This is a genomic window from Acinetobacter sp. AR2-3, assembly GCF_001878775.1.
GTDB classification, from domain to species: domain Bacteria; phylum Pseudomonadota; class Gammaproteobacteria; order Pseudomonadales; family Moraxellaceae; genus Acinetobacter; species Acinetobacter lwoffii_D.
The window spans coordinates 89,193-113,207 of sequence record NZ_MJIQ01000038.1; the positions used below are offsets into that span (position 1 = coordinate 89,193).

The following is a 24,015-nucleotide window of genomic DNA, read 5'->3' on the forward strand; positions in this document are numbered from 1 at the left end:
TCTATCAATGAATCATAAAACTCAAAGTACGCCTTTTATGGCGTGCATCACCAAATAGACCTTAATCTTTGACTGATTTTATGCTTTGATGTCGTTAGTTTTTTTATTTTCTTACGAGGGCTCTGATGCAGCATCCTACATCTGCGGATATTCAACGCGTTCGTGAATTTCTCCTCGACTTGCAGGCACGGATTTGTGCGGCACTGGAGCAACAGGAACGTGCTGGTGGCGGTACGGCCGAGTTTATTATTGATGACTGGGAGCGCCCGGAAGGTGGTGGTGGACGTTCACGTGTTTTGCAAAATGGCACGGTGATTGAAAAAGGCGGCGTGATGTTCTCCCACATTAACATTTCCAAGCTGCCTGCTTCTGCGACCGAACGCCATCCCAATATTGCCGGTGCCAAAGCACAGGCCATGGGTGTATCGCTGGTGATTCATCCGAAAAACCCGAATGTGCCCACCTCACATGCCAACGTGCGTTTATTTGTGGCAGAAAAAGAAGGCCAAGATCCGATCTGGTGGTTTGGTGGTGGTTTTGACCTGACCCCATTTTATCCGAATGATGAAGATGTATTGTCCTGGCATCAAACGGCGCATGATCTGTGTGTGCCATTTGGCGAAGAAGTTTATTCTGAACATAAACAATGGTGTGATAATTATTTTTATCTAAAACATCGTGATGAACAGCGAGGCGTTGGCGGCTTGTTTTTTGACGACCTAAATCAATGGGATTTTGAAACCTGTTTCCAGTATATGCAGGCTGTAGGCAATGGTTACTTAGAAGCCATTCTGCCGATTTTCCAACGCAATCAGGATAAGCCTTATACCGAAGCACAACGCGAGTTTCAGTTATACCGTCGCGGCCGTTATGTGGAATACAATCTGGTTTATGACCGCGGCACCCTGTTTGGCTTGCAGACTGGCGGCCGGATTGAATCGATTCTGGTCAGCCTGCCCCCGCTTACCGGATGGTCTTATCGTCCTGAATGGGATGAAGGCTCACCGGAAAAACGTTTAACAGATTACTACCTGAAACCACATGACTGGTTAACAGAATTAAAATTCAATGCAATGAAATGATACAAACAGCCCTCAAATAGAGGGCTGTTTTAATAGATATATCCTCTATACTGCTGCATAGAAATACCTGATTTGATCGCGGCACCCTATCGCTACATCGATCATATTCCATTTGATGTCTAGTGAGAATAACAATGCATAATCTTCAATTAAATCTACCTGTGTTGGCCTTTTGGCTTTTTCTGGCTCTCGCCATCAGCGCGATGAGTACTGCAATTTTGAGTCATAATCTGATTCTGGATGGTGCCGCTATTCTGGTGAGTATCCTGACTGGGTTTGGGGTTGTTCTCAGTATGGCGCTGATGTTTGCGGAACATATTATGGATATTTGTAGTTCCTAAAACCCTGATAACTTAGCAGCAATTTAAAATCGCGCAGGCTTTAGTCCCTGCGCTTTTTCACGTATATTGATGGCCATTTCCGCACATGGACATTGTGAAATGAGCAAACAATTTGCCGTGATTGGTAACCCGATTGAACAATCACGTTCTCCAGAATTGCACCACGCCTTTGCAGCCAAAACTGGTGTCGACCTGAATTATAGTAAACGTCTGGCGCCACTGGATGGTTTCAAAGCCGATATTCAGGAATTCTTTGGCCAGGGTGGTAGCGGCATGAATGTCACCGTACCCTTTAAAGAACAGGCTTTTGCCCAATGTCAGGTGCTAAGTGAACGGGCCAAAATTGCCAAAGCAGTGAATACTTTATGGATGGAAAATGGTGTCCTGCATGGCGACAATACCGATGGTCAGGGACTGGTTGAAGCCATCCGCGCCTTGGACTGGCCACTAGAAAATGCCAATATTCTGATTATTGGTGCTGGCGGTGCTACGCGTGGTGTGATTTATCCACTCGCCCAAGCAGGTGCGAAAAAAATCGTGATCGCTAATCGTACCTTGGTACGCGCGGAACAACTGGTCGCTGATCTTCAGAATGCCGTACCGCAAGTCGAATTACAGGCGATTTCACTAGATCATCTAGCTGGTGAATTTGATTTGGTGATTAATGCCACCTCTGCAAGCCTCAGTGGTGATGCCCTGGTTTTACCGGAAACGCTACAGTTTAAACGGGCCTATGAAATGGCCTATGGCAAGCCTTCTTCCTTTCTTGATCAAGCCAAAGTACGCGGTGTACCGACATCCGAAGGCTTTGGCATGCTGGTCGGTCAGGCAATTGAATCTTTTTACATCTGGAATGGTATTAAACCGGATTTAAAAGAGTTTCTTTAAAACTCCTCTCTATTCGATGAGTTCAGTTCGGGTTGCAACTGCAACCCTTTACTCCCCTCCTACTAATTTTTATAAGCTGAAAAACCCTGGATTGGTTTTAATGACATTTTAGGATGAGTTATTTTTCGACCTGAATCCGAGCACAATTCATACAAAAATATACTAGACAAATCACCTTTTTATTCATTAAATTCCATTGATATAACAAGTTTTCAATCTTCCTGTAATGTAAACGCCTAATGATGAAATTCGACGATTTCATTCATTAGCCTTAAAAACCGATTCGCTTTTCTGACATTTTTATTCACTGAATTCATCAATGTTTTTTTATCCCGAATGTGAATAATCAAAGAATCGATACAGATAATCCAAAACTATTTCAATCAGGATTAAACGCATGCCAGCATATAAAGCCCCTTTACACGACATTCGCTTCCTTATGAATGAAGTGCTTGACTACCCTGCGCACTACCAGAATTTGTCGAATGGTGAATATGCCGATGCCGACACGGTAGACATGATCTTAGAAGGTGCGGCAGATTTCTGTGAAAATGTACTGTCGCCATTGAATCAAAGCGGTGATGAAGAAGGCTGTCATTTTGAAAATGGCGAAGTGAAAACACCGAAAGGCTTTAAAGAAGCTTACGACCAGTTTGTACAAGGTGGCTGGCAAGGTCTGTCTTATCCTGAAGAATTTGGTGGTCAAAACCTGCCAATGTCTTTAAACCTGATTAAATCGGAAATGATGGGGACTGCAAACTGGTCATTCCAGATGTATCCGGGTTTAAGTGTGGGCTGTATTAACACTATTATCCAGTATGGTACCGATGAGCAGAAAAACACGTATCTGCCTCACCTGGTTGCAGGAACTTGGGCGGGCACCATGTGTCTGACTGAGCCGCAATGTGGTACGGATCTGGGTCAGGTTAAGACCAAAGCAGAGCCGAAAGAAGATGGCAGCTATGCCATTTCAGGTACCAAAATCTTTATTTCTGCAGGTGAACACGACCTCACTGAAAATATCGTACATATCGTACTGGCACGCCTTCCAGATGCACCTCAAGGCACCAAAGGGATTTCCCTGTTTATCGTACCGAAATTTATTGCTGCTGCAGATGGTGGGATCGGTGAACGCAATCCTGTGAATTGCGGTTCGATTGAACACAAAATGGGGATTCGCGCTTCAGCAACGGCTGTACTGAATTTTGACAATGCGACTGGCTACCTGATTGGCGAACCGAATAAAGGCCTGCATGCCATGTTCACCTTCATGAACACAGCACGTATTGGTACTGCGATTCAGGGTATTTGTCATGCTGAATTGTCATTCCAGGGTGCTTTACCGTATGCCAAGGAACGTATGTCAATGCGTGCCCTGTCTGGCAAAAAAGATCCGGAAAAAGTAGCGGATGCGATCATCCATCATGCCGATGTCCGCCGTATGCTGTTGACGCAAAAAGCCATTGCTGAAGGTGGCCGTGCCATGATTTATCATGCTGCACAAATTGCCGATAACATGAATGATGCTTTGTTGCGTGGCGATACCGCTGCATTCGAACAGCATGATGATCACCTTGGGTTCTATACTCCAATCCTGAAAGGCTTCCTGACCGAAATGGGCTATGAGGCATCAAATCACGGTATGCAAGTCTTCGGTGGTCATGGCTATATCAAAGAATGGGGTATGGAACAGATTGTGCGTGATTCACGTATTTCTACCCTGTACGAAGGCACGACAGGCGTTCAGGCACTGGATCTGATTGGCCGTAAAGTGCTGTTAACCTCGAAAGGCAAAGTTATTCGTGATTACACCGCTGAAGTCCTGAAATTCTGTGGTCAGCATGCACGCAATAAATACATGCGCCGTTTTGCCTGGGATTTAACCAAGCTATGTGCACAGTGGAATGCATTAACCGTGCGTATCATGCTGGCAGCACGTAAAGACCGTGACATCGTTTCTTCTGCGTCAGTAGATTTCCTGATGTTCTCCGGTTATGTAATGATGGCATACTTCTGGGCACAGCAAGCTGCAGTCGCTTCAGCCAAACTGGCATCTGGCGATGGTGCGGAAGTTCCAGAATTCTATAAAGCAAAAATCAAAACTGCTGATTTCTACTTTGAACGTATTCTGCCACGCACCCAAGGTCATGCTGAAGCGATGGTGAATCCGTCTAAAACCATGACGGCACTGGCGCCAGAGCACTTTAGCTTTGACTACTAAGTTGTAAATTGACTTAAAAAGAGCGCTTCGGCGCTCTTTTTATTGATGTAGATGCCCTTCTTCAACTTAAAAAACCTTCCTGGATAGAAAATATACAAATTTAATTTTATATTTTTCAACATCCTAACAAATTAGCCAAATAAAACACTTGTATATCTGAAAATAAGCGGTATGATAATCCCAACTAGAAAAATTCTTGTTTTGGTTAGTCTTCTTTTAAGTATCGCAGTTTTAGTCATAAACCTTCGTATTACAGATCAAAAAGCTCCATCCTTTTTATTTTTCAAAGTTACAGTTAGTCATCTGAAATTTTGGCTATAAATTCATACGATTCAATAGGTTATATTATGTCTAATACAGTTAACGGTACAGTAAAATGGTTCAACGAAACTAAAGGTTTTGGTTTCATTCAACAAGAATCAGGTCCAGACGTTTTTGCTCACTTCAGCGAAATCACTGGTTCAGGTTTCAAAACTTTAGTTGAAGGCCAAAAGGTTTCTTTCAGCGTAGCTCAAGGTCAAAAAGGCCCTACAGCTGTAAATATCGTTGCTCTATAATTTAGAAGCAAGATATTGAAAAAAAGCACTCTTAGAGTGCTTTTTTTGTGCCTGAGATTTTTAAAGTTTGCTGTTTTCTTTTCAAAGATTACATCGAAGATCTGAAAACAGATAACCTCTAGGCTATAAAAAATTCCTGATCTGGGGAAATCTGCGCAATAAAAAAAACCCTCATAAATTTATATGAGGGTTTTTCCAAAAATAAGTAGTGGATTAAAATCAGTTAAAGAAATTCTTCCAGCACCGAATTTAAAAAGATATGCCCCTGCTCGGTACAAGAAAGCCGGTCTAGATCATCGACCATTAATTTTCTATCACGCAAAGAGCTCAGCAATTCATGTAAAGTATCTAGACTCAAACCAGTACGTTCGGCATACAGCTTGGCTTCCACGCCCTGATTTAAACGTAAGGCATTCATCATAAATTCAAAAGACAGGTCGGCATCTTCAATGCGCTTAAACTGCACATGTTCTGCAGGTACTTTGGCTAAGTAGTCCTTAGGTAGACGGGTTTTCTGGAACCGATACACGCCATCCGGCTGAGTGACTTTGCCATGTGCTCCGGCGCCAATTGCCAGATAATCACCAAACTGCCAGTAATTCAGATTATGCGCTGAAGGCAGTTCTTTACGCCAAGCCGAAACTTCATAGTTGACAAAACCCTGGGCTTTTAAATAAAGCTCACCCTGCTCCTGAATATCTTCCAATACTTCATCGACAGGCAAAATCGGTTGAGTCCGGAAAAATACCGTATTGGGTTCAATCGTCAACTGATACCAGGAAATATGCGTAGCACCCTGTTCTACCGCCAGTTTTAAATCATGTAAAGCCTGTTCTAAAGTCTGTTCCGGTAAACCATGCATCAAGTCGACGTTAATGCGCTGAAAGCCAGCTTCACGTGCCAGCCCAATGGCAGAAATCGCATCTTCATTGCTGTGAATCCGTCCCAAACGCTTGAGATGCTCGGTATTAAAACTCTGCACCCCAATTGACAAACGATTAATGCCAGCCTGCAAATAACCGGCAAACGGATCATGTTCGACCGTACCGGGATTGGCTTCCAGCGTAATCTCACAGCCTTCGGCAAAGGGAATAACGGCTTTGAGCTGATCAAATAACCATTGATAGCCTGGGGCAGAAATCAGTGACGGCGTCCCCCCACCAATAAAGACACTGTGAATCTGCCGGCCTTGGGCAAAATCGACCTGAGTTTTAAAGTCTTCCACCAGTGCTCGTAAATATTCCTGTTCCAATTCCAGTGATAGCTGACCATCCGGAACCGCATGCGAATTGAAGTCACAATAAGGACATTTGCGCACACACCAAGGCATATGAATATATAAGGACAAAGGGACAGCAGCAGGATTCAATTCAGCCAAAGAACTACTCAAAAACGATTACAAGATATAGCGGAATTTTAACATGACTAGGCGGCAACACTGCTAAAATTAAATTTGATCGTGTGATATACCTAAAAATTTAAATAGAATTAGTCAGTTAAAATTATGAAAATATCTTCTCAACTTATTATTTTACTTCCTTTAGTTTTTGCAATCGGTGTTTTATTGACACTCCAGACCGCAATTAACACACAACTAAAAGAATATTTATATTCTCCTATTCAAGCTGCATTTTTTTCCTTTTTGATTGGTACAATAGTGCTCGCCGTAATCGTACTTTTTCAGTCCAATCCCAAACCCGGTCTACAGGAACTGATGAGTGTTCCCTGGTACTTATGGCTCGGGGGAATAGTGGGTGTATATGCGATTAGTATGAGCATTTATGCAGCGCCCAAACTTGGCTTTCTGGTTCTTAGCGGTCTCATTATTTTTGGTCAGATGATGATGTCGATGCTGGTCGATCATCTGGGATTATTGGGTAATGAAAAAATGCCGATTAATTGGCAACGTCTTTTAGGCGGCGTGGTAATTTTTATTGGTGTGCTTCTCACTTTACAACGCTAAACCTTCTATTTAAGCACATGATCACGATGAGTAATTTTTGTGTCGAATGTTTCACCAGTCACAACCTTTGGTTTTGAATTAAAAAAACTTTTTCATCTGATGCTGCCTATTCTGGTGACCCAATTTTCTCAGGCTGGTCTGGGCCTGATTGATACCATTATGGCCGGTCACCTGTCTGCTACCGATCTTGCCGCGATTGCCGTCGGAGTAGGACTCTGGATTCCGGTGATGCTGCTGTTTAGTGGCATTATGATTGCCACGACGCCTTTGGTTGCCGAAGCTAACGGCGCACGCACACCTGAAAAAATTGCCACCATTGCACGTCAATCACTTTGGGTCGCCTTGATCCTTGGAGTAATTACCGGCCTGATTTTGCAACTCCTGCCCGCCACTTTGCCACTCTTGGGTGTACCGGAAAGCTTACAGCCTAAAGCCGGTTTATTCCTGCATGCCATTGGTTTTGGTATGCCTGCGGTAACCATGTATGCAGCCTTACGCGGCTACTCAGAAGCGATTGGAAATCCGCGTCCGGTGACCGTGATTAGTTTATTGGCGCTGGTCTTGCTAGTTCCGCTGAACTATATCTTTATGTATGGTATTGGCCCTGTTCCGGCCCTAGGCAGTGCAGGCTGTGGGTTTGCCACGGCGATTTTACAGTGGCTAATGGTCATCACCCTCGCGTTGTATATCTTTAAAAATAAGGCCTATCAACGTACCCAGCCTTTTACCCATTGGGAAAAAATCAACCCGGAATAGATGAAGCGCATCTTACAGCTTGGCTTTCCAATCGGATTGGCAATTTTTTTTGAGGTCAGTATTTTCAGTACTGCTGCAATTGTGCTGAGTCCTTTGGGTGAGACCATTGTCGCTGCCCATCAGATTGCTATTTCTGTCACTTCACAACTGTTCATGATTCCCATGTCACTGGCGATTGCCCTGACCATTCGGGTTGGCACCTACTATGGTGAACAGAACTGGCAAGCCATGCGTAAAGTACAATATCTCGGCCTGATTACTGCCACTATTCTGGCGATCCTGACCATGATTCTGCTTTGGGTTTTCCGCAATGAAATCGTAGCACTCTACACCTCAGATCTGATCGTGACCCAAATTGCGGTGTATCTGATTCTGTTTGCCATTGCCTATCAGCTGATGGATGCCTGGCAGATCAGTGCGGCAGGTTGTCTGCGCGGCATGCAGGATACCAAGGGGCCAATGTGGATTACCATGCTGGCTTACTGGGTCATCGCCTTCCCGGTCGGGGTGTATTTGTCCCGCTTTACCGACATGGGCGCCGCCGGTGTCTGGGTTGGCCTGATTGTAGGCCTCAGCGTAGCTTGTATACTTTTATTGGGCCGTTTATATGGCAATAATAAACGCTTAAGTCTAAACAACTAAACACTTTTATTTGATTAATTTAAGCTAGAAAATGCGCTGAGATTAAAGATCCAGCGCATTTTTTAATCCTTGTGGAATCTCAGATTCATCCACTACATCTTTAATCACCACCTGCCCCACAATTACATCCGTACCATTAAAAGTCATGGTGGGTGAACCATATAGCTCATAACCTTCATTTAAGACACGGGTCACCCGCGCACAAAAATGTACATCATCTTTCCCGGTAAAATATCGATAGACTTTCATTGAATTTTCTTCATTACTACACTCTGTTTATTCTAAGCTTTTAGCTATAAAACAACATTCAGAATTAGTACTCGGTCTTATCTAAAACGATGACGGATTCCGGCATATTCTTATAGTTTAAACGCAAGCAATAAAGATAAATCTTTTAACAAATCAAAGATGATGCATTAAACATGGAGAAGCTGAAGGAAATCACAACACAACCTCTACAATTAAATCTAGGCAATTGAACCTTTGTCACCTATGATCAAATACATCCATTCATAGTTGGTTTCAAGGAATCTCGCATGGCAAAAACGGCTAGCACACCCGGTCGTCGCTTTATGAAACTTGCCGGAATGACCGCAAGTATTGCAGGTAAAACCCTCTCCAATTCCATTAAAAATTTAACTGCCGATGACGAGCAGAAAAACACTGCGCGCAGTAAATTATTTCAGGATATTGGTGTGCAGATTGCGGATACCTTGGGGGAAATGAAAGGCGCAGTCATGAAAGTTGGCCAGATCGCCTCTCAATATAAAGATGTTTTCCCGCCCGAAGTCGCTAAAGCCATTGCCAAGTTACAGCGTCAGGCGCCACCGATGCCGTTTAAAGAAATTCAGGCACAAGTGGAAAAAGAATTGGGTAAACCTTTACAGCAACTTTTCCAGCAGTTTGATGAGCAGCCATTTGCCGCGGCCTCGATTGGTCAGGTGCATAAAGCCACCCTACCGAATGGCCAGCAAGTTGTGGTCAAAGTACAATATCCTGGTGTGGATGAAGCCTGCGAAAGCGACCTGAAACAAGTTCGTCTGGCACTGCGCATGATGGGCGTCTTAAAGATTGACCGTAAACTTCAAGATCAATTATTTAAAGAAATTCAGCACAGTCTGGACAATGAGCTGAACTATGAAATTGAAGCCCAGAATCTGGAAATCGCCCGTGCCTTCCATGAGCCTCTGGACAATAAAATTGTGATTCCGAAAGTGTTTCATGAGTATTCATCGCGACATATTTTGACCTTAAGCCAAGAGCTTGGTGAAAGTATCGAAACTGCCAGCACTTGGCCACTCGAAACCCGAAATGCTTTAGGCCGCCGCCTCTTCCGCGCCATTGGTCAGGAAATTTTTTATCTGAAACGCTTTCACTGTGACCCGCATCCAGGCAACTTTGCATTTCGTGAAGATGGCTCTGTGATTGTTTATGACTATGGTGGCGTCAAAACCTTATCGACTGAAGTGATTGGACATTTTAGGGAACTGATCCATGCTGCACGCGAGAAGAATATTCCCGTGATCGAGCAACAGCTGGATGCGCTGCATTCCTTGACTGAAACTGGAAAATTCCCGAAAGAATTATATGAACAGTGGCTGGAAGTGCTCATGCGTCCTCTGGTCACTGACTATGATTTTGCCGAAAACTCAGCGCATCATGATGGGATGGAGTTGCTGAAACCTTCGTTGAAATATTGGGATGTATTTAAGCCCTCTCCTGATACCTTGATGGTGAATCGCACAATTTCAGGACAATACTGGAACCTGATTCATCTCAAAGTACATGATGATTTAAGTGATGTATTTGAAGAACTGGTACCGAGTCGAAGCTAAGTTGAGACGATAGGCTTACACGCTGTAACCCTAGATTACTTGAAATATCAAATGTTACATTATAACATTTAATCAAGAATCATGAGGAAGTTAGATATGCGTTCAGATATCCATCCCGAGTATCGTGAAGTGTTATTCCATGATACCAATGCCGATGCCTATTTCGTGATTGGCAGCACGATGAACTCGAGCCAAACTAAAGAATATCAAGGTAAAACATATCCTTATGTAACACTAGATATTTCGAGTGCATCACATCCTTTCTATACGGGTGAGCAACGTCAGACCAGCAATGAAGGACGTGTGGCAAGCTTTAACAAACGTTTTGGCCGCTTTAAACGGGGCTAAAACCGAAAACCCTCAGTTATCTTAAGATTTAAATCGTGGTTTATGTCAGGAAATGACCTCCAATTTCCTGACTTTTTTATGCGCTTATTTTAACTCTGTGCCAATACGATTGAAGTTAAATAAAAGCCCAGCGCCAGAACAATAATGCCGACAATTAAGCTGGATAATGCATATAACAGCGCTAGGCCCATAGCACCTTGCTTGAATAACAAAAAGCTTTCCAAACCGAAACTGGAAAATGTGGTAAAACCACCGAGAATTCCCACCATTAAAAACAGACGAGCTTCTTGTTGGAGTACTGGATACTTTTGGCTACAGGCAAAAAAAATCCCGGCACATAAACAGCCCAGAATATTGATCCACCAGGTGGGCCAAGGAAATTGCATTTGTGGTTTGAACAGCCAAAGTCCGGCTGCATAACGCAGACTGGCACCGATTGCCCCACCCATTGCCACCCAAAGCCAGCCCATATTTTTTTCCTGTTCTATTTATTGATCAAGTTTATTTTATCCAAAGTTTCATATTCATCATGGATAATTTTCACTGTTATCTTGAACCGAAAATCAATGAAATACCATGGAACTTCGCAAGAAAATTGCTATATTTATTGCATCCAATTTTCATGAATGGCACAGGAAAAACAGCATGGCACAGGATTTATTGGCCCAGTTGGCAGCAGGCGAAGCAAAATTTGCAGATGTGATTACTTATATCGAATCGCGTTATACGCATACACCGACTGCATTTAAAAATGGCCAGCAGAATAATGCGGCCACAGAAAACCAGGGCAGCGCCAAAGTCTTTTCTTTTGCACAATTAAATGGTCTGGATCAGACACAGACCTTAAGCCTGTTTGCTGAGCATTATGCTTCTGTACTGGCGACGCCAGAGGCGACTGATCATCAGAATATCCGCCAGTTTATGCTCAATGGCTGGGATGGAATTGCCTTTGAAGGTCAGGCTTTAACTGCGAAGTAAGTACTAAGCAGATAAAAAAACCGCTCAAAGGAGCGGTTTTTTATACAACTCAGAAGTGTATAGGATGTCTGTTTTAGCTCTTACCGACTTTTTCAATCCACTTAATGGAACTGACGCGGAAAACTTCACAAGCACCATCACCCGTATCGGTCGGCGTTAAAGACGATTTCCAGACCAGATCTTTGTCACGCACTTCAACCAGTTCCCCTTGCATACGCACCAGATCGCCACGCTTTACTTTTTTAATTGCCTTGGCAATTTCAGGATTGGCAGGAATGATATGCATATTGGACACCATCTGCTTGGCTTGTTCTACCGGCACTGGCACCCGATCCATTTTCCAGTTTAAATAACGGTCATATTGATTCACTGTGATATGTCGGGCAATTTCAGGTTCAGCAAACAGCCCCCAACTGACGGCATAATCAATCGGAGAGAATTTGGCTTGCGGGTCAGAACTATAAACCTTGGAACCCAGAATACGGAAATCACCTTTAAAGGGCTGCAAGACCGAAATTGACTGGCCTTTAACGACAGGAGGCAAACCTTTGGCAATATTGTGGTCGACCGAGCTATAGCCCGAAATAGGCAGCAACAGGCTGGCCAGCAAAGCATAATGTTTAAAGTATTTGAGCATAATTTTTAATCTAATCCTAATCAAGTTGATCAAACGTTTTAAGGATATCTTCCTTGATCTTACGGATTTTTTAATGAATAAACAGTTGAACTTGGTAACAAACTGCACGTATTTAGTCAGCTCGATATATGCCTGTCATTTTATTTTTCAGTTAAGCTAGAACGTATTTCCATCAAATTAAAATAACTCAAATGCTGTATAAACTTTATCAACAACATATCTTTCCGCATCTGCTGAATCAAGTGATGCAAACGCCATCCTTGATGGACTTGCGTCGTGAACTACTTTTGGATATTTCCGGTGAAGTACTGGAAATTGGTTTTGGTACCGGCCTGAATCTGCCTTTTTATCAATCGGTTGATAAGGTCTATGCACTAGAACCAAACCCGACGATCTTCAAACTGGCAGAATCACGAATTCAACAGGCCGCTTTTCAGGTCGAACATATTCAGGCCAGTGCAGAAGCTTTACCTTTTGCCGAAAATAGTCTGGAAAATATTGTATCTACCTGGACGCTTTGTAGTATTGCAGAGCTGGAACAGAGCCTGCAGGAAATTTATCGTGTGCTACAACCGGGTGGGACTTTACATGTGGTCGAACATGTTCTGAATCGACAAAATTTAAATATTCAGCGTCTACAACATTTACTCACTCCCATTCAAAAGAAAGTCGCAGATGGCTGTCATCTGAATCGGGATATTGAGACCGCCTTGCTGGAAACCGGTTTTGAAATAGAAACTTTAAATTATGTAGATGCGGAAGGTATACCCAAGATTGGCCAACGTATGTTGTTAGCACGTGTTCGTAAACTAGGAAGCTAATTTACGACCATCTTATATTTAGTGTGGCTGAAGGTGGGTTACTTGCAGCAACTGACAATGAGCACGATATTCAGAGCCCGTCCCGACCCGGAATTCTTGTCCAGTCGTGCCTGAATGAACTGTCACCAGATCACCAGTGAGCGTGATTTTCTGCCCCGATTTTAGCCGGCGAATCTGATCGGCAATTTTTTCAGTGGCAGCAATCAGACTAAAATACTGTACATGCGTATTGACGAAGTCACGCTCCGCTTTATTGGTTTGTCCTTCGAGCTGATAGCAGCGTTTTGCTTCATCAAACTCCAGTTTTGCCTGTATAGCGGGCAGCGGTTGAGTCAGCAACAGCACATCAATATTACTCAGATAGGCCAGATCATTAAAATGCCCCACCACAGGGCTGGCCTGATGCAGCACCCGACGATCAGGTTTTACGAAACGGTGATCATGCACAATATAAGTCGCGGAAATGCGCTTAACGGGTTCTACTTTAAAGTTTTTAAGTACGCCCTTTTCTTGCAGATGCGGAATGGCACGAAAAAATTCATTCCACACCCAGAGTCCTAGCATAAACAGCAGCGCAGTGATCAGTAATTTTTGCATAATTTTTTATTCTTCACTGGATTTTGGTCAATCCTGAAAATCAATCCGAATGGTTTCAAAACGTACCCGCCCTTCCTGAACCGCACGGGCAATGGCTTGCTGGCCTTTGGTCAGACGTGCTCCGCCACTTTTAATGTCAATCAAAACCACTTCAATATCTTCAGCGTCGCCTTCGCCATCACGAAAATCGGTATAACCATCAAAGACCACATAATCCACCGGATCACCCAAAAACTTGGCATCACTCGGCAGATATTGAAATTCCGGCATGATCGGTGCGAGCTGTTCCGCCATTTTGCCTTTGAGAACGGCACGGCTAGTATTTACACTGCGCTTTTGCGCGGCAATCAGGGATTGCTGATGCTCCAGTTCCAGCTCGGCGATATACTGCTCATATTCGGCCTTGATCCGTCCGTTGCGTGTCTGACTTAAAATAATAGTGGTCAATACCACCCCGATACATGCGCCAATCAGCATGGCCATCCATATGGACATTCAATCTTCCTAATTTACTTGATTTTTATAACATCGCATTCGACTGAAGTTGAGGATATCGGCCATTTGCATACTTGAAAAGAATGATATGCTAGGCTGGAACAGAATAAAATCACCTTGAGTCATGAAAACAATTTTAGTTGCGAATCAGAAAGGCGGTTGTGGTAAAACCATGACAGCCATTAGTTTGGCGTCAGCACTCGCACAAAAGGGTTATACAGTGGCATTGGCCGATGCCGACAACCAGAAATCCACATTGCAATGGCTTAAGCACCGCCCGGCACAGGCGGCACCTATTCAAAGTCTGGACTGGCGCAATAGCAAATCCATTGGTGATGCTCCCAAGCAGATTGAATACCTGATTATTGATGCACCAGGTGCGTTAAGTGACGATCATGCGGAACAGCTGGTCAGTGAAGCACATGCGATTATCATCCCGATCCAGCCTTCTTTTTTTGATATCGATTCAACCCGCCGTTTTCTCAAACATTTACAGGACATTAAACGTATCCGCAAAGGCAAGGTCGAAATTTTGCTTCTGGCCAATCGCACCAAAGCAAATGCAGCCAGCAATCAGGATATACAACAATTTTTTGACAAAATCGACCAACAGCCGGTGGCCTGGATTTCGGAACGCGCCCCTTATAGCCGTTTAGCGATGGAAGGTCTTTCAGTCTTTGATAAACAACAAAAAATTTACCGGGAACTGCAGGATCAATGGCAACCGGTACTGAATGCCATTATTGATGATCCGAGTCAGTGGTTTTGAGTCAATCCTCTGAATCGTGGTATAGCTTTGGGAAAATAATCTCGCTACTTGGCTAGCTATCATTTTCGATCGCTTTTTTTTCAGTTAATATGCCTGAACACGACCTAAAAAATGAGTCATTAAATTCAGTGCAACAGTACGCGCCTACATTACAAAAAGTCTTATTATTTGGATTGTTCTTTATCCTGATTTTTTTGAGTTTTCATATACTCAAGTATTTCATCATTCCTGTAGTTTGGGCAGCCATTATTGCCTATATGACTTGGCCCTTGTATCAATCGGTGTTACGCCTATGCGGCAATCGACCGACATTAAGTGCAACCGTAATGATCTTGGCCGTGATTCTGGTCTTTGGTCTGCCGTTTATTTTCGCCATTTTCATGCTGCAGCACGAAGGTCGTAACCTGTATTTTGAATTGCAGCGACAGGTCTTTTCCGGTCACCTGAATGTCCCTGATTTTATTCGCGGGCTTCCGATTGTCGGCAAGGAAATTACCCGAACCTTAAATGAAATTAACACTGATCCGCAGAGTATTGCACTGTCGGTATCGACCTGGATTCAAGGCCATCTGAATTACGGCAAAGTGGTGTTGAATGAAGTTAGTAAAAACATCTTTAAATTATGTTTTGCGATACTTTCGCTGTTTTTCTTCTACCGTGATGGTCAGACCATTTTAAATCAGGTGCGTAAAGCCTTTGAAATGGTGGTCGGTCCACGTGTACATCATTATTTTTCCACCATTTCTGCAACCACACGTGCCGTAGTATATGGCGTCGGTTTGACTGCGATTGCACAGTCCTTGTTGGCAGGTCTGAGCTATTTTGTTGCAGGTGTGCCGAATCCGATGGTTTTAACCATTGTGACCTTTATTTTTGCCTTGATTCCCTTTGGTCCGCCTCTCGCCTATAGTGCGGTGGCGCTATGGCTGTTTTCACAAGGACAAACCATTGAAGCCATTGGGGTCATGGTCTGGGGTGTCTGTATTGTCAGTACCGCCGATAACGTGATTCGTCCATTGGTGATTTCTGGCGCAACCCAGATTCCTTTCCTACTGATCATGTTTGGAGTCTTGGGTGGTATTGCCAGTTTTGGTCTGGTCGGGGTATTTATTGGCCCGGTGATTCTGGCTGTGCTGCTTGCAATCTGGCGTGAATGGTTACATGAAAGTAATCTGAACGAACCTTTAATGATGCCTAAAGCCACCATGGCACATGAAATTGATCCAGAAACCAAGGACACACCGCCCAAAGCACCTTAAAGCATAGATAGAATCGACTTAAACAAAACAAAACATTTAAGTACTGATTCTATATAGAGCTTCTGATTTTGCTCTGTTTAAATGAACTCACAAAACAGAATAAAGATCAGGATGCCAAAATCATGTCTTCATTGTTTAAAATTACGACACTTTGCGCGTTAAGCGCCGCACTTTTTACCGGTTGTGCATCAACCTCCCCATCAAATGAAGTGGTCAGAGCTGTGACTGTGAATGCTGTAAATGCTCAAGGTGTGGGCCAAGAGATTGGGACCGTATTACTCAGTGACAGCCCAGCCGGTCTGGTCATTCGTACCAACCTGAAACGACTTCCTGCGGGTGAACGCGGTTTCCATATTCATGAAAATGGTTCATGCGCGCCTGCCATGAAAGACGGCAAGATGGGTGCAGCACTGGCTGCAGGTAGCCATTACAATCCAAATCAGGCACCGCATCACGGTACACCAGTGACAGGTCACTTAGGTGATTTACCCGCATTGAAAGTCAATACAGATGGAACTGCACGTGTCACCCTGCTTGCGCCACGTCTGAAACTGGCTGATGTTCAGGGTCGTGCCATTATGGTTCATGCCGGTGGCGACAACTATTCAGACAACCCATTACCCTTGGGCGGCGGCGGTGAACGTATTGCCTGTGGTGTGATCTAAACACCTTCATGCCAATGACTCAATAGAAAAACGGGCACTATGCCCGTTTTTTATAGACATTTCCTTTATTTTGGCGTCTAAATTGCATTCAGAACTTTGCGTTTTTACTTCCCGGATCCTGTCCTTGTGAATGCTGCCCGACCTGCGACTGCTACTTTTGTTAAAATTATAAAACCTGTCCTGCTGCCCTTTCAGTCTAGTGCGCTGATGACTTATTGCCTGCAAATCTTGCTAGTGTTTTTAGGTACCACTTTCGGTCTGAAATTTCTGGGTTATGAGTTCTTGATCGTTCCAGTAACTTTAGGGGCAATTGCCACGGCACTGACTGATTTTGATGACCGGCTAAGCCTGCGTTTGCGCAACCTGTTACTGGTCATCATTCTGTTTTTTAGTGTCAGCAGCATTCTGGAATTTCTTGCTCCACATAAATTCTGGTTTGCACTGTGGCTATCCCTGTCGAGTGCGCTGTTTATTCTAATGGGTGCATTAGGCCAACGTTATGCCATGATTTCATTTGGCACCATTTTACTGTCAATCTATACCATGTTCGGCCTGGGCGAATATCAGCACTGGTATGAACAGCCGCTTTATTTTGTCATTGGGGCGCTATGGTACGGCCTGACGTCTATTCTATTTTTTCTGCTGCGTCCTACTTTGCAGGTTCAGGAAAATCTCGCACAAAGCTTGCAGCACATGTCGGATTTACTGCTGAGTAAAGCCAAACTGTTTGATCCAGACCAGCATCCGAATGTTGAAAACCTGCTCTATGAGTTGTCACTTAAAAATACTTTAGTCATTCAGAGTTTTAACCGTAGCAAAGATTCGCTATTGACCCGACTCAAAGCTTCGCGTGCCAATCGTAACACCATTTACTGGCTGAATCTGTATTTTCTGATGCAGGATATTCATGAACAGGCCACAGCCAATTATCTGCATTATGAACAGATCGAACAGCATTTTAGCCGCACTGACCTGATTTTCCGGATTCAGAAAAATATCCGCCTGCAAGCCCTTGCCTGTCAGCATTTGGCAGACTGTGTGCTGCGCAATGAAAAATTTTATCTGTCTACAGATGATGAACTGGCATTGAAACATTTACAGGAGTCGATGCAGGACTGGATTACCCAGCATCCACAGAATATTGAAGTTAAAAATTTACAGCTTATTCTGGCCAATCTGCTCAGTGTACATGAGCAGTTACAACACCTGCATGATCAACAGGCGTTGTATAAGCCACGCTATCAGCAGCATTTTGATGACCTGAGCCTGTTTGATGATGATATTCGCGATAGCACAGATCTCTGGCTGAAACTCAAACCGCACTTAAGTCCGCAATCGGCACTCTTTCGGCATGCCGTGCGGATTGCCATTGTATTTCTAGTCGGCTATGTCATTTCATTATTACCCTTTGCGAAAAATGGCTACTGGATTTTATTGACCAGCCTGTTTGTCTGTCAGATCAGTTATTTTGCCACCAAAAGCCGGCTCAAATTGCGGACTCTGGGAACATTATTAGGGGTCATGCTGGGTGTTCCCATTCTGTATTTTGTACCAAGTATCGAAGGACAATTGCTGCTGACAGTGATTTTTGGTGTCGGTTTTTTCTATCTGCGTTCCAAAAAATATGCCATGGCAACCCTCATGGCGACCTTGATGGTACTCCTGATCTTCAACCTGAAAGGTGCCGGTTATGCCATTATCTTACCGCGTATCATTGATACCCTCATAGGCTGTCTGATTGCCTGGATGGCAGTAAGCTGGATCTGGCCTGACTGGAATTTTCGTAATATTTCCAGCAATATCAAAAAATCATCACATGCAACACTGAACTATTTTTCTGCAGTGGTCGAGCAATATCGAAACGGTAAAGATAACAGTATTGCTTACCGGACTGCACGGCGTCTGGCCCACAATGCACAGATTGATTTATCCAGCATGATTTCAAGTCTGAGTACCGAACCGAATCCAGATCCGCAACTGGTCAAAAGTGCCTTTCGCTATCTGGTCTATAGTCATAGCCAACTCAGTTATATTGCAGCATTGGGGAGTCACCGTGAGCAGGTTACTGATACACAAATTCTGGATTTAATGCACTGGTGCCAGCAAACCTTAACTGGGGTATTGCTGCAACAACAGCCTTTAGATACCTACGACATCGATCATAAACTGGCAGAAATTCAACGCTTAAGTACCCAGGAAAACCAGTCAGCACATCTGCTTTTGGTGTTGAAACAGATCAGTTTATTGTTGGAAACCTTACCGGAATTACTAAAATTACGTCATGAATTATTAGGTGCCGAGATTAAATAACCAACTACCTTACTTGGTTATAACTTATTAAAAATATTGAATATATCTTTATTATTAAGATTCAATATTCAGGTGATATTCGGTACACTCAGAACTAATTCGGTTAAATCAATATGTATTATGAACATCAAAACTTTGCGTCTGGTCGGTTTGCTTGAAGGGATTTCATTCCTGCTGCTGTTATTTATCGCGATGCCAGTGAAATATATGATGGATAATCCGATTCTGGTCAAATATGTCGGTATGGGTCATGGGGTACTGTTTGTGCTATTTCTGGTGGTTTTATTTGCGGTATGTGAAAAACAGAAATGGTCTCTCAGCACGTTTGTGATGGGTTTAATCGCTTCGATTCTACCTTTCGGTCCATTCCTGTTTGATATGAAATTGAAGAAGCTAGAACAGCCCGCTGAAGCTTAATTGTAGAATCCTAATATAATTAGATAAGTCAAAAGAAAATTTTCTCTCCCTTTGGGAGAGAGTTAGAGAGAGGGAACTTATTAAATACTTAACCTCACCCTAGCCCTCTCCTAAAAGGAGAGGGAAATTCAATACTGAACATATGATTTCAATAATTTATAAGTTCCCTCGATAAGGAATCAAAACTCCCCACGCTCCTGTCTTTCCAGCATTAACTGTTTGAGCTGCATGCGCGGCAAAGTAAACCAGAGTGCAATCAGAATCAAAGAGGCAGCACAGTAGGCCCAGATATCGTAGGCTTCATATGCCATTCGTACTGCTTCAATCACTACAAAAAAGCTGAGCATCAGGATAATAGAAACCGTCGCGGCCACCGTGCCTTTGGATACTTCAGAAGACATCAGTGCAAAACGGTACAGTACCGAAAAACTTACACCCTCACCGAGACTGATACAGGTGGTACCGATAATCAGGCAATGGACAAAATACTCTGGAATCAATAAGCCCAACATCAATAAACCTGCACCTAACAGCATCAATGGCAGACCCAATAATACGGTTTTGCCCAGCGGTATTTTATCGATAATTTTCAGCAGAATCAGATTACCTGCAATCAGACCGCCCAAGACCGGAAACTGCGCCAGACCATATTGCACACTACTGAATCCAAATTGCTCGACCAGAATCACCGGTGACAAGGCAATCCATAACATCAAGGGCAAACTCACCAAAGGCAAGGCTACAGTCATAATCACAAAGCGCTTATTTTTTAGAACCTGTTTAAAGTCATCCAGAATATAGCTGACCGGCTGTCTGGGAATACTGACTTTCAGGGTTGGCATTTTGGCTTTCAGGCCGAACCAGCTCAGAAATGACAGAAATGCAATGCCGATAAAACCCCAATGCCAGGAGATATGATCAATCATAAAAGCGCCCAGCACTGGTCCTAGCAAGGGGGCCAGCAAAGATACATTCGCCATGAGTGCCATGACTTTGATGGCATCGCGTTCTTCAAAGCTTTCCTGAATGGCGGCATAACCTACAGCGGTAATAAAGGACAGGCCAAAGCCCTGTAAAAAGCGCAGAAATAAGAAACTTTCGATATTGGGTGTTAATAAAATAGCCAGACAGCTAAGGGTAAAAAATGCCACACCGCCGAGCAGTACCATTTTACGTCCGAGACGATCGGACAATGGCCCCAAGATCGCTGCGACAAATGCCCCGCCCAACAGGAAAAAGGACATGGAGGATGGTGCCCATGAACTACTCACGCCAAAATCACGGGTAATCGCCAGCATGGCTGGTTGGATCAGGTCATTACAGATATAGACGGAGAATTCAAACAGGACCAATGCCAGCGGAAACATGAGTGTGGCACGGGTCAGTTTTTGAGTCTGGATATTTTGCATGGGAGTTTTTATTGTCAGTCTGCCCAGTGAAAGCAGACTAAACTTTATCTAAAATAGAAAGAAGGAATTTTAGCAGAGTCCTGTTTTTAAGTCCGTTCTCTTTTTTAATGACCGACTCAAAATATTATTTTTGCTTTTAGTGACTGGAAACCAAATTATCTAATTCATGAAAATTATTGAAAAGCCGTGAAATGAAAAGTACTTATAATCATTACAAATCAATGGAGGATACATTATTCATCTATATTCTAATAATTTATAAAAATCAAATAGACTCTACTGAATTCCACTCTTGAAACCATTTTTCTTTTCTAACATTTTCAAAATGAAGAATTTGTTCTACTAAGTCTATAATTAGTTGATCAATATCTTTTGCTATTGAATATCCTAGCGTTATTTTTGAAATGCTCCCACTTTTTAATTGGTCATTACAGTCTAATCTAGAGGAATGATAGTTAGCCCTATCCATGATAAATTGATCAATATAATTAACATGTCCTTCTGTTGAAAAATGATCTTGAGGAAAAAATCTTACTAAGCTTAGCCAACAAAATCTTAAAAACCAGATTAAGTCTTCATTACCTTTTATCATATTAAGAGTGATTCCGCTATCCCAATTGATATGACAGTTTAAATACACTTCTCTTTTCAAATTAGGTAAAGAAAAAATAAAATTTTGATCTGCCTCTAGTTCACTATCTTTCTCACGATACAATAATTTTTCTCGTAGGATTTTTTCTGATTTTCTTTTATCGTAATTGGTATAAAACCTATTTAGATAGAATAATAAGAGTGAAGCTAAAAATCCTCCAATTACGCCAATTGTAGCGGCTAATATATTTGAGTCCATTAACTCCCCCTTCCCAAAACAAAAAAGCGCATCCTTAGATACGCTTTTAATCAAAATCTGCCTAAAGATCAAACACTATTAAGGACAAACCGCTTTTTGGAAAGTCTTGGTATTTGAGCCTCGTGCACAACGATACAACTTCTCGGTATTTTGCAGCATCCAGCTGTTATCTTCCCGTTTAAAATAATAAATGGTCTGCACTGAGCGTACCGAATCATCCATTAAACCGGTTTCAGTGACTTTGACCTGTCCAATCGTGGGCGACTCTACCTTGTCAAAGAACTGGCGCAATTCAACCGTTGCCAGCTCTTTACGCAAGTCCGGTCTTAATTGTAAAACCTGTTCTAAAGGCGTATCCGAAGATGACTGTACCTTTGCAATGACCTGTTGAGCAGTTGCACAGCCTGAACCCAATAGACCAAAAGCGAGAGTTGCAACTGCCAATATCCGGAACATATTATTTAACCCTTTATCGTCATTCTTATTCCACCCCATCATGCCGAGCTTCTTAATACAAAACCATTTAGACTCTGTAACTGTATTTACACAGCAATAAAAAAGCGCACCTTTCGATGCGCTTTTTTCAATTTCGACCGATTAAAGATCGAAAAGTTTACCCGGGTTCATGATGCCATTTGGATCGAACACTTTTTTCAGGGCTTTCATATATTCAATTTCTTCCGCCGAACGCGAATATTCAAGATATGGCTTCTTGGTCATGCCCACACCATGTTCTGCAGAAATTGAACCGTCATATTTTTTCACGGTATCAAAGACATACCTGTTCACCACCTGACATTTGGCAAAGAACTCATCTTTAGACAAATCCGCAGGTTTCAAAATGTTCAGGTGCAAGTTACCGTCACCGATATGACCAAACCAGCAGATTTCAAAGTCTGGGTAATTCGTCGATACAATCGCATCAATTTCTTTAATGAACGCTGGAACATGCGTGATCAGAACGGAAATGTCATTTTTGTATGGAATAAATGGCGCGATAGATTCAGAAATATCTTCACGTAAACGCCATAAACTTTCTACTTGATCCAGGCTTTGGCTCATTACGCCGTCCAGCACCCAACCTTGTTCCATGCAATGCTCGAAGATTTCCATCGCCTTGTCCATAATCGGCTCAAACGGCGCTTCAAACTCAAGCAATACATAGAATGGGCATTCAGTTTCAAATGGACGTTGCACGTGACCATGTGCCAACACTTTTTGCATTGCCAGTTCACCAAAGAACTCAAATGCAGTCAGGTCAATTTTCGCCTGGAAGGCATGCAATAACGGCATGATCGCATCAAAGTCAGGTACACCCAGTACCATCACTTGCAGGTCTTGCGGTTGACGTTCAAGCTTGATTTCCGCTTCAGTCACCAGACCCAGCGTCCCTTCACCACCAATAAATAAATGCTGAAGTGCATAACCAGTTGCATTCTTGATCATGCCTTTGTTCAGACGCAATACATCGCCCTTACCCGTCACCACAGTCAGGCCAAGCACCCAGTTACGGGTCATGCCATATTTAATCACTTTGATGCCGCCAGCATTGGTCCCGATGTTACCGCCAATTTGCGATGAACCAGCCGAAGCAAAGTCAACTGGGTAATACATGCCCTGCTCTTCAGCATAGTTCTGTAACTGTTCAGTCACCACACCTGCCTGTACGCGCACCATGCGGTCTGCCGGGAAGAATTCCAGAATCTGGTTCATCTTGTCCATGCTGACCACGATCTCACCATTGGCTGCGACAGCACCTGCAGAAAGACCGGTACGACCACCCGATGGAGTCACTGCAACGTTAAATTGGTTTGCCAATTTTACGATGTCTTGAACTTGCTCAGTTGACGACGGAAAAACGACGACTGACGGGTTTGGATCAAAGTGCTTCGTATGATCGCGACCCCAATTCTGGAGGCTGTCCGTATCGGTTTTAATACGGTTTTCACCCACAATTGCAGTCAATTGGGTCAATAACTCAGGGGTTAAAGCGACTGGAGCATTCATCGTTTACAGACCTAGCATGATTTAAACAAGAGAGACTTCGCTGGTTCATTTGCACATTTTTTATACATAAAAACATGGATACAAATCAGGCGAAACATGATTATTAAAGCACCGGATCACGCTGCTTTAAAAGCATGGCGCAATATTATAAGCTATTTTTTGGTGTTT

At 43.2% G+C, this 24,015-nt stretch carries 25 protein-coding genes and 1 pseudogene; 16 read left to right on the forward strand and 10 right to left on the reverse strand.

Annotation, left to right across the window (positions count from 1 at the left end; all coding sequences use genetic code 11):
- Positions 1-125: 125 nt before the first annotated feature.
- From hemF to BFN00_RS07405, 5 genes are all read left to right on the forward strand, one after another.
- Positions 126-1,082 carry an oxygen-dependent coproporphyrinogen oxidase gene (gene hemF, locus BFN00_RS07385; protein ID WP_071850909.1) on the forward strand — a complete coding sequence of 319 codons (957 nt, stop codon included), beginning with the start codon at positions 126-128 and terminating at the stop codon, positions 1,080-1,082.
- A gap of 134 nt (positions 1,083-1,216) precedes the next feature.
- Positions 1,217-1,423, forward strand: coding sequence for a hypothetical protein (locus BFN00_RS07390; protein ID WP_004281539.1), 207 nt, complete (start codon positions 1,217-1,219; stop codon positions 1,421-1,423).
- A gap of 99 nt (positions 1,424-1,522) precedes the next feature.
- Positions 1,523-2,311, forward strand: a complete 789-nt coding sequence (aroE, locus tag BFN00_RS07395) for a shikimate dehydrogenase (protein WP_071850960.1) — start codon at positions 1,523-1,525, stop codon at positions 2,309-2,311.
- Positions 2,312-2,708: 397 nt separating this feature from the next.
- Positions 2,709-4,532 carry an acyl-CoA dehydrogenase C-terminal domain-containing protein gene (locus BFN00_RS07400; protein WP_071850911.1) on the forward strand — a complete coding sequence of 608 codons (1,824 nt, stop codon included), beginning with the start codon at positions 2,709-2,711 and terminating at the stop codon, positions 4,530-4,532.
- 347 nt (positions 4,533-4,879) lie between these two features.
- Positions 4,880-5,089, forward strand: coding sequence for a cold-shock protein (locus tag BFN00_RS07405; protein ID WP_004281542.1), 210 nt, complete (start codon positions 4,880-4,882; stop codon positions 5,087-5,089).
- A gap of 223 nt (positions 5,090-5,312) precedes the next feature.
- On the opposite strand, the gene hemW is transcribed toward BFN00_RS07405, so the two are convergent.
- Positions 5,313-6,467: a radical SAM family heme chaperone HemW gene (gene hemW, locus BFN00_RS07410; RefSeq protein ID WP_005101242.1), complete on the reverse strand. Its 1,155-nt coding sequence runs from the start codon at positions 6,465-6,467 to the stop codon at positions 5,313-5,315.
- A gap of 126 nt (positions 6,468-6,593) precedes the next feature.
- On the opposite strand from hemW, the gene BFN00_RS07415 reads away from it, so the two are divergent.
- Together BFN00_RS07415 and BFN00_RS07420 are read left to right on the forward strand one after the other, a co-directional pair.
- On the forward strand, positions 6,594-7,052 hold the full coding sequence (locus BFN00_RS07415; RefSeq protein ID WP_005101244.1) for a DMT family transporter: 459 nt from the start codon (positions 6,594-6,596) through the stop codon (positions 7,050-7,052).
- A 99-nt stretch (positions 7,053-7,151) separates the two neighbouring features.
- Positions 7,152-8,450, forward strand: a pseudogene (locus BFN00_RS07420) (MATE family efflux transporter).
- Positions 8,451-8,492: 42 nt separating this feature from the next.
- On the opposite strand, the gene BFN00_RS07425 reads toward BFN00_RS07420, so the two are convergent.
- Positions 8,493-8,699: a DUF1737 domain-containing protein gene (locus tag BFN00_RS07425; protein WP_071850912.1), complete on the reverse strand. Its 207-nt coding sequence runs from the start codon at positions 8,697-8,699 to the stop codon at positions 8,493-8,495.
- Positions 8,700-8,986: 287 nt separating this feature from the next.
- Between BFN00_RS07425 and BFN00_RS07430 the strand changes: the two genes are divergently transcribed.
- Both BFN00_RS07430 and BFN00_RS07435 read left to right on the forward strand, forming a co-directional pair.
- Positions 8,987-10,285: an ABC1 kinase family protein gene (locus tag BFN00_RS07430; protein WP_005248249.1), complete on the forward strand. Its 1,299-nt coding sequence runs from the start codon at positions 8,987-8,989 to the stop codon at positions 10,283-10,285.
- 96 nt (positions 10,286-10,381) lie between these two features.
- Positions 10,382-10,633 (forward strand): type B 50S ribosomal protein L31, encoded by a 252-nt coding sequence (locus tag BFN00_RS07435; protein WP_004732342.1) that lies wholly within the window; start codon positions 10,382-10,384, stop codon positions 10,631-10,633.
- Positions 10,634-10,722: 89 nt separating this feature from the next.
- On the opposite strand, the gene crcB is transcribed toward BFN00_RS07435, so the two are convergent.
- The gene (gene crcB / locus BFN00_RS07440) at positions 10,723-11,103 is read right to left on the reverse strand and encodes a fluoride efflux transporter CrcB (protein WP_005101255.1); all 381 of its coding nucleotides are present in this window, start codon (positions 11,101-11,103) and stop codon (positions 10,723-10,725) included.
- A gap of 175 nt (positions 11,104-11,278) precedes the next feature.
- Here crcB and BFN00_RS07445 point away from each other — a divergent pair, with 175 nt between their 5' ends.
- Positions 11,279-11,611, forward strand: a complete 333-nt coding sequence (locus tag BFN00_RS07445; RefSeq protein ID WP_071850914.1) for a HopJ type III effector protein — start codon at positions 11,279-11,281, stop codon at positions 11,609-11,611.
- A gap of 73 nt (positions 11,612-11,684) precedes the next feature.
- Here BFN00_RS07445 and BFN00_RS07450 read toward each other — a convergent pair whose 3' ends face one another.
- Entirely contained in the window at positions 11,685-12,248 is a 564-nt protein-coding gene (locus BFN00_RS07450) for a hypothetical protein (RefSeq protein ID WP_005101258.1), read from the reverse strand.
- 191 nt (positions 12,249-12,439) lie between these two features.
- On the opposite strand from BFN00_RS07450, the gene BFN00_RS07455 reads away from it, so the two are divergent.
- Positions 12,440-13,069, forward strand: a complete 630-nt coding sequence (locus BFN00_RS07455; RefSeq protein WP_004732352.1) for a class I SAM-dependent methyltransferase — start codon at positions 12,440-12,442, stop codon at positions 13,067-13,069.
- Between the two features lie 18 nt (positions 13,070-13,087).
- Here BFN00_RS07455 and BFN00_RS07460 read toward each other — a convergent pair whose 3' ends face one another.
- Positions 13,088-13,666 (reverse strand): hypothetical protein, encoded by a 579-nt coding sequence (locus BFN00_RS07460; RefSeq protein ID WP_004732353.1) that lies wholly within the window; start codon positions 13,664-13,666, stop codon positions 13,088-13,090.
- Positions 13,667-13,693: 27 nt separating this feature from the next.
- Positions 13,694-14,161, reverse strand: coding sequence for a Holliday junction resolvase-like protein (locus BFN00_RS07465; protein ID WP_004645008.1), 468 nt, complete (start codon positions 14,159-14,161; stop codon positions 13,694-13,696).
- 124 nt (positions 14,162-14,285) lie between these two features.
- On the opposite strand from BFN00_RS07465, the gene BFN00_RS07470 reads away from it, so the two are divergent.
- The 5 genes from BFN00_RS07470 to BFN00_RS07490 all read left to right on the forward strand — a co-directional run bounded on the left by BFN00_RS07470 (position 14,286) and on the right by BFN00_RS07490 (position 19,581).
- On the forward strand, positions 14,286-14,930 hold the full coding sequence (locus BFN00_RS07470; RefSeq protein WP_064094557.1) for a ParA family protein: 645 nt from the start codon (positions 14,286-14,288) through the stop codon (positions 14,928-14,930).
- Between the two features lie 128 nt (positions 14,931-15,058).
- Positions 15,059-16,189, forward strand: coding sequence for an AI-2E family transporter (locus tag BFN00_RS07475; protein ID WP_502686041.1), 1,131 nt, complete (start codon positions 15,059-15,061; stop codon positions 16,187-16,189).
- A 122-nt stretch (positions 16,190-16,311) separates the two neighbouring features.
- Positions 16,312-16,854, forward strand: a complete 543-nt coding sequence (gene sodC, locus BFN00_RS07480) for a superoxide dismutase family protein (protein ID WP_071850962.1) — start codon at positions 16,312-16,314, stop codon at positions 16,852-16,854.
- Between the two features lie 126 nt (positions 16,855-16,980).
- Positions 16,981-19,164, forward strand: a complete 2,184-nt coding sequence (yccS, locus tag BFN00_RS07485; RefSeq protein WP_071850964.1) for a YccS family putative transporter — start codon at positions 16,981-16,983, stop codon at positions 19,162-19,164.
- Positions 19,165-19,284: 120 nt separating this feature from the next.
- Positions 19,285-19,581 carry a DUF3817 domain-containing protein gene (locus tag BFN00_RS07490; protein WP_071850918.1) on the forward strand — a complete coding sequence of 99 codons (297 nt, stop codon included), beginning with the start codon at positions 19,285-19,287 and terminating at the stop codon, positions 19,579-19,581.
- A gap of 179 nt (positions 19,582-19,760) precedes the next feature.
- Here the strand turns inward: BFN00_RS07490 and craA are convergent, their stop codons facing one another.
- The 4 genes from craA to BFN00_RS07510 all read right to left on the reverse strand — a co-directional run bounded on the left by craA (position 19,761) and on the right by BFN00_RS07510 (position 23,847).
- Entirely contained in the window at positions 19,761-20,990 is a 1,230-nt protein-coding gene (gene craA / locus BFN00_RS07495; protein ID WP_071850921.1) for a chloramphenicol efflux MFS transporter CraA, read from the reverse strand.
- A gap of 265 nt (positions 20,991-21,255) precedes the next feature.
- On the reverse strand, positions 21,256-21,840 hold the full coding sequence (locus BFN00_RS07500) for a hypothetical protein (protein ID WP_071850923.1): 585 nt from the start codon (positions 21,838-21,840) through the stop codon (positions 21,256-21,258).
- Between the two features lie 78 nt (positions 21,841-21,918).
- A complete protein-coding gene (locus tag BFN00_RS07505) occupies positions 21,919-22,296 on the reverse strand; it encodes a hypothetical protein (RefSeq protein WP_071850925.1) in 378 nt (125 codons plus the stop codon).
- 141 nt (positions 22,297-22,437) lie between these two features.
- Entirely contained in the window at positions 22,438-23,847 is a 1,410-nt protein-coding gene (locus BFN00_RS07510; protein WP_071850927.1) for a D-2-hydroxyglutarate dehydrogenase, read from the reverse strand.
- Positions 23,848-24,015: the final 168 nt, after the last annotated feature.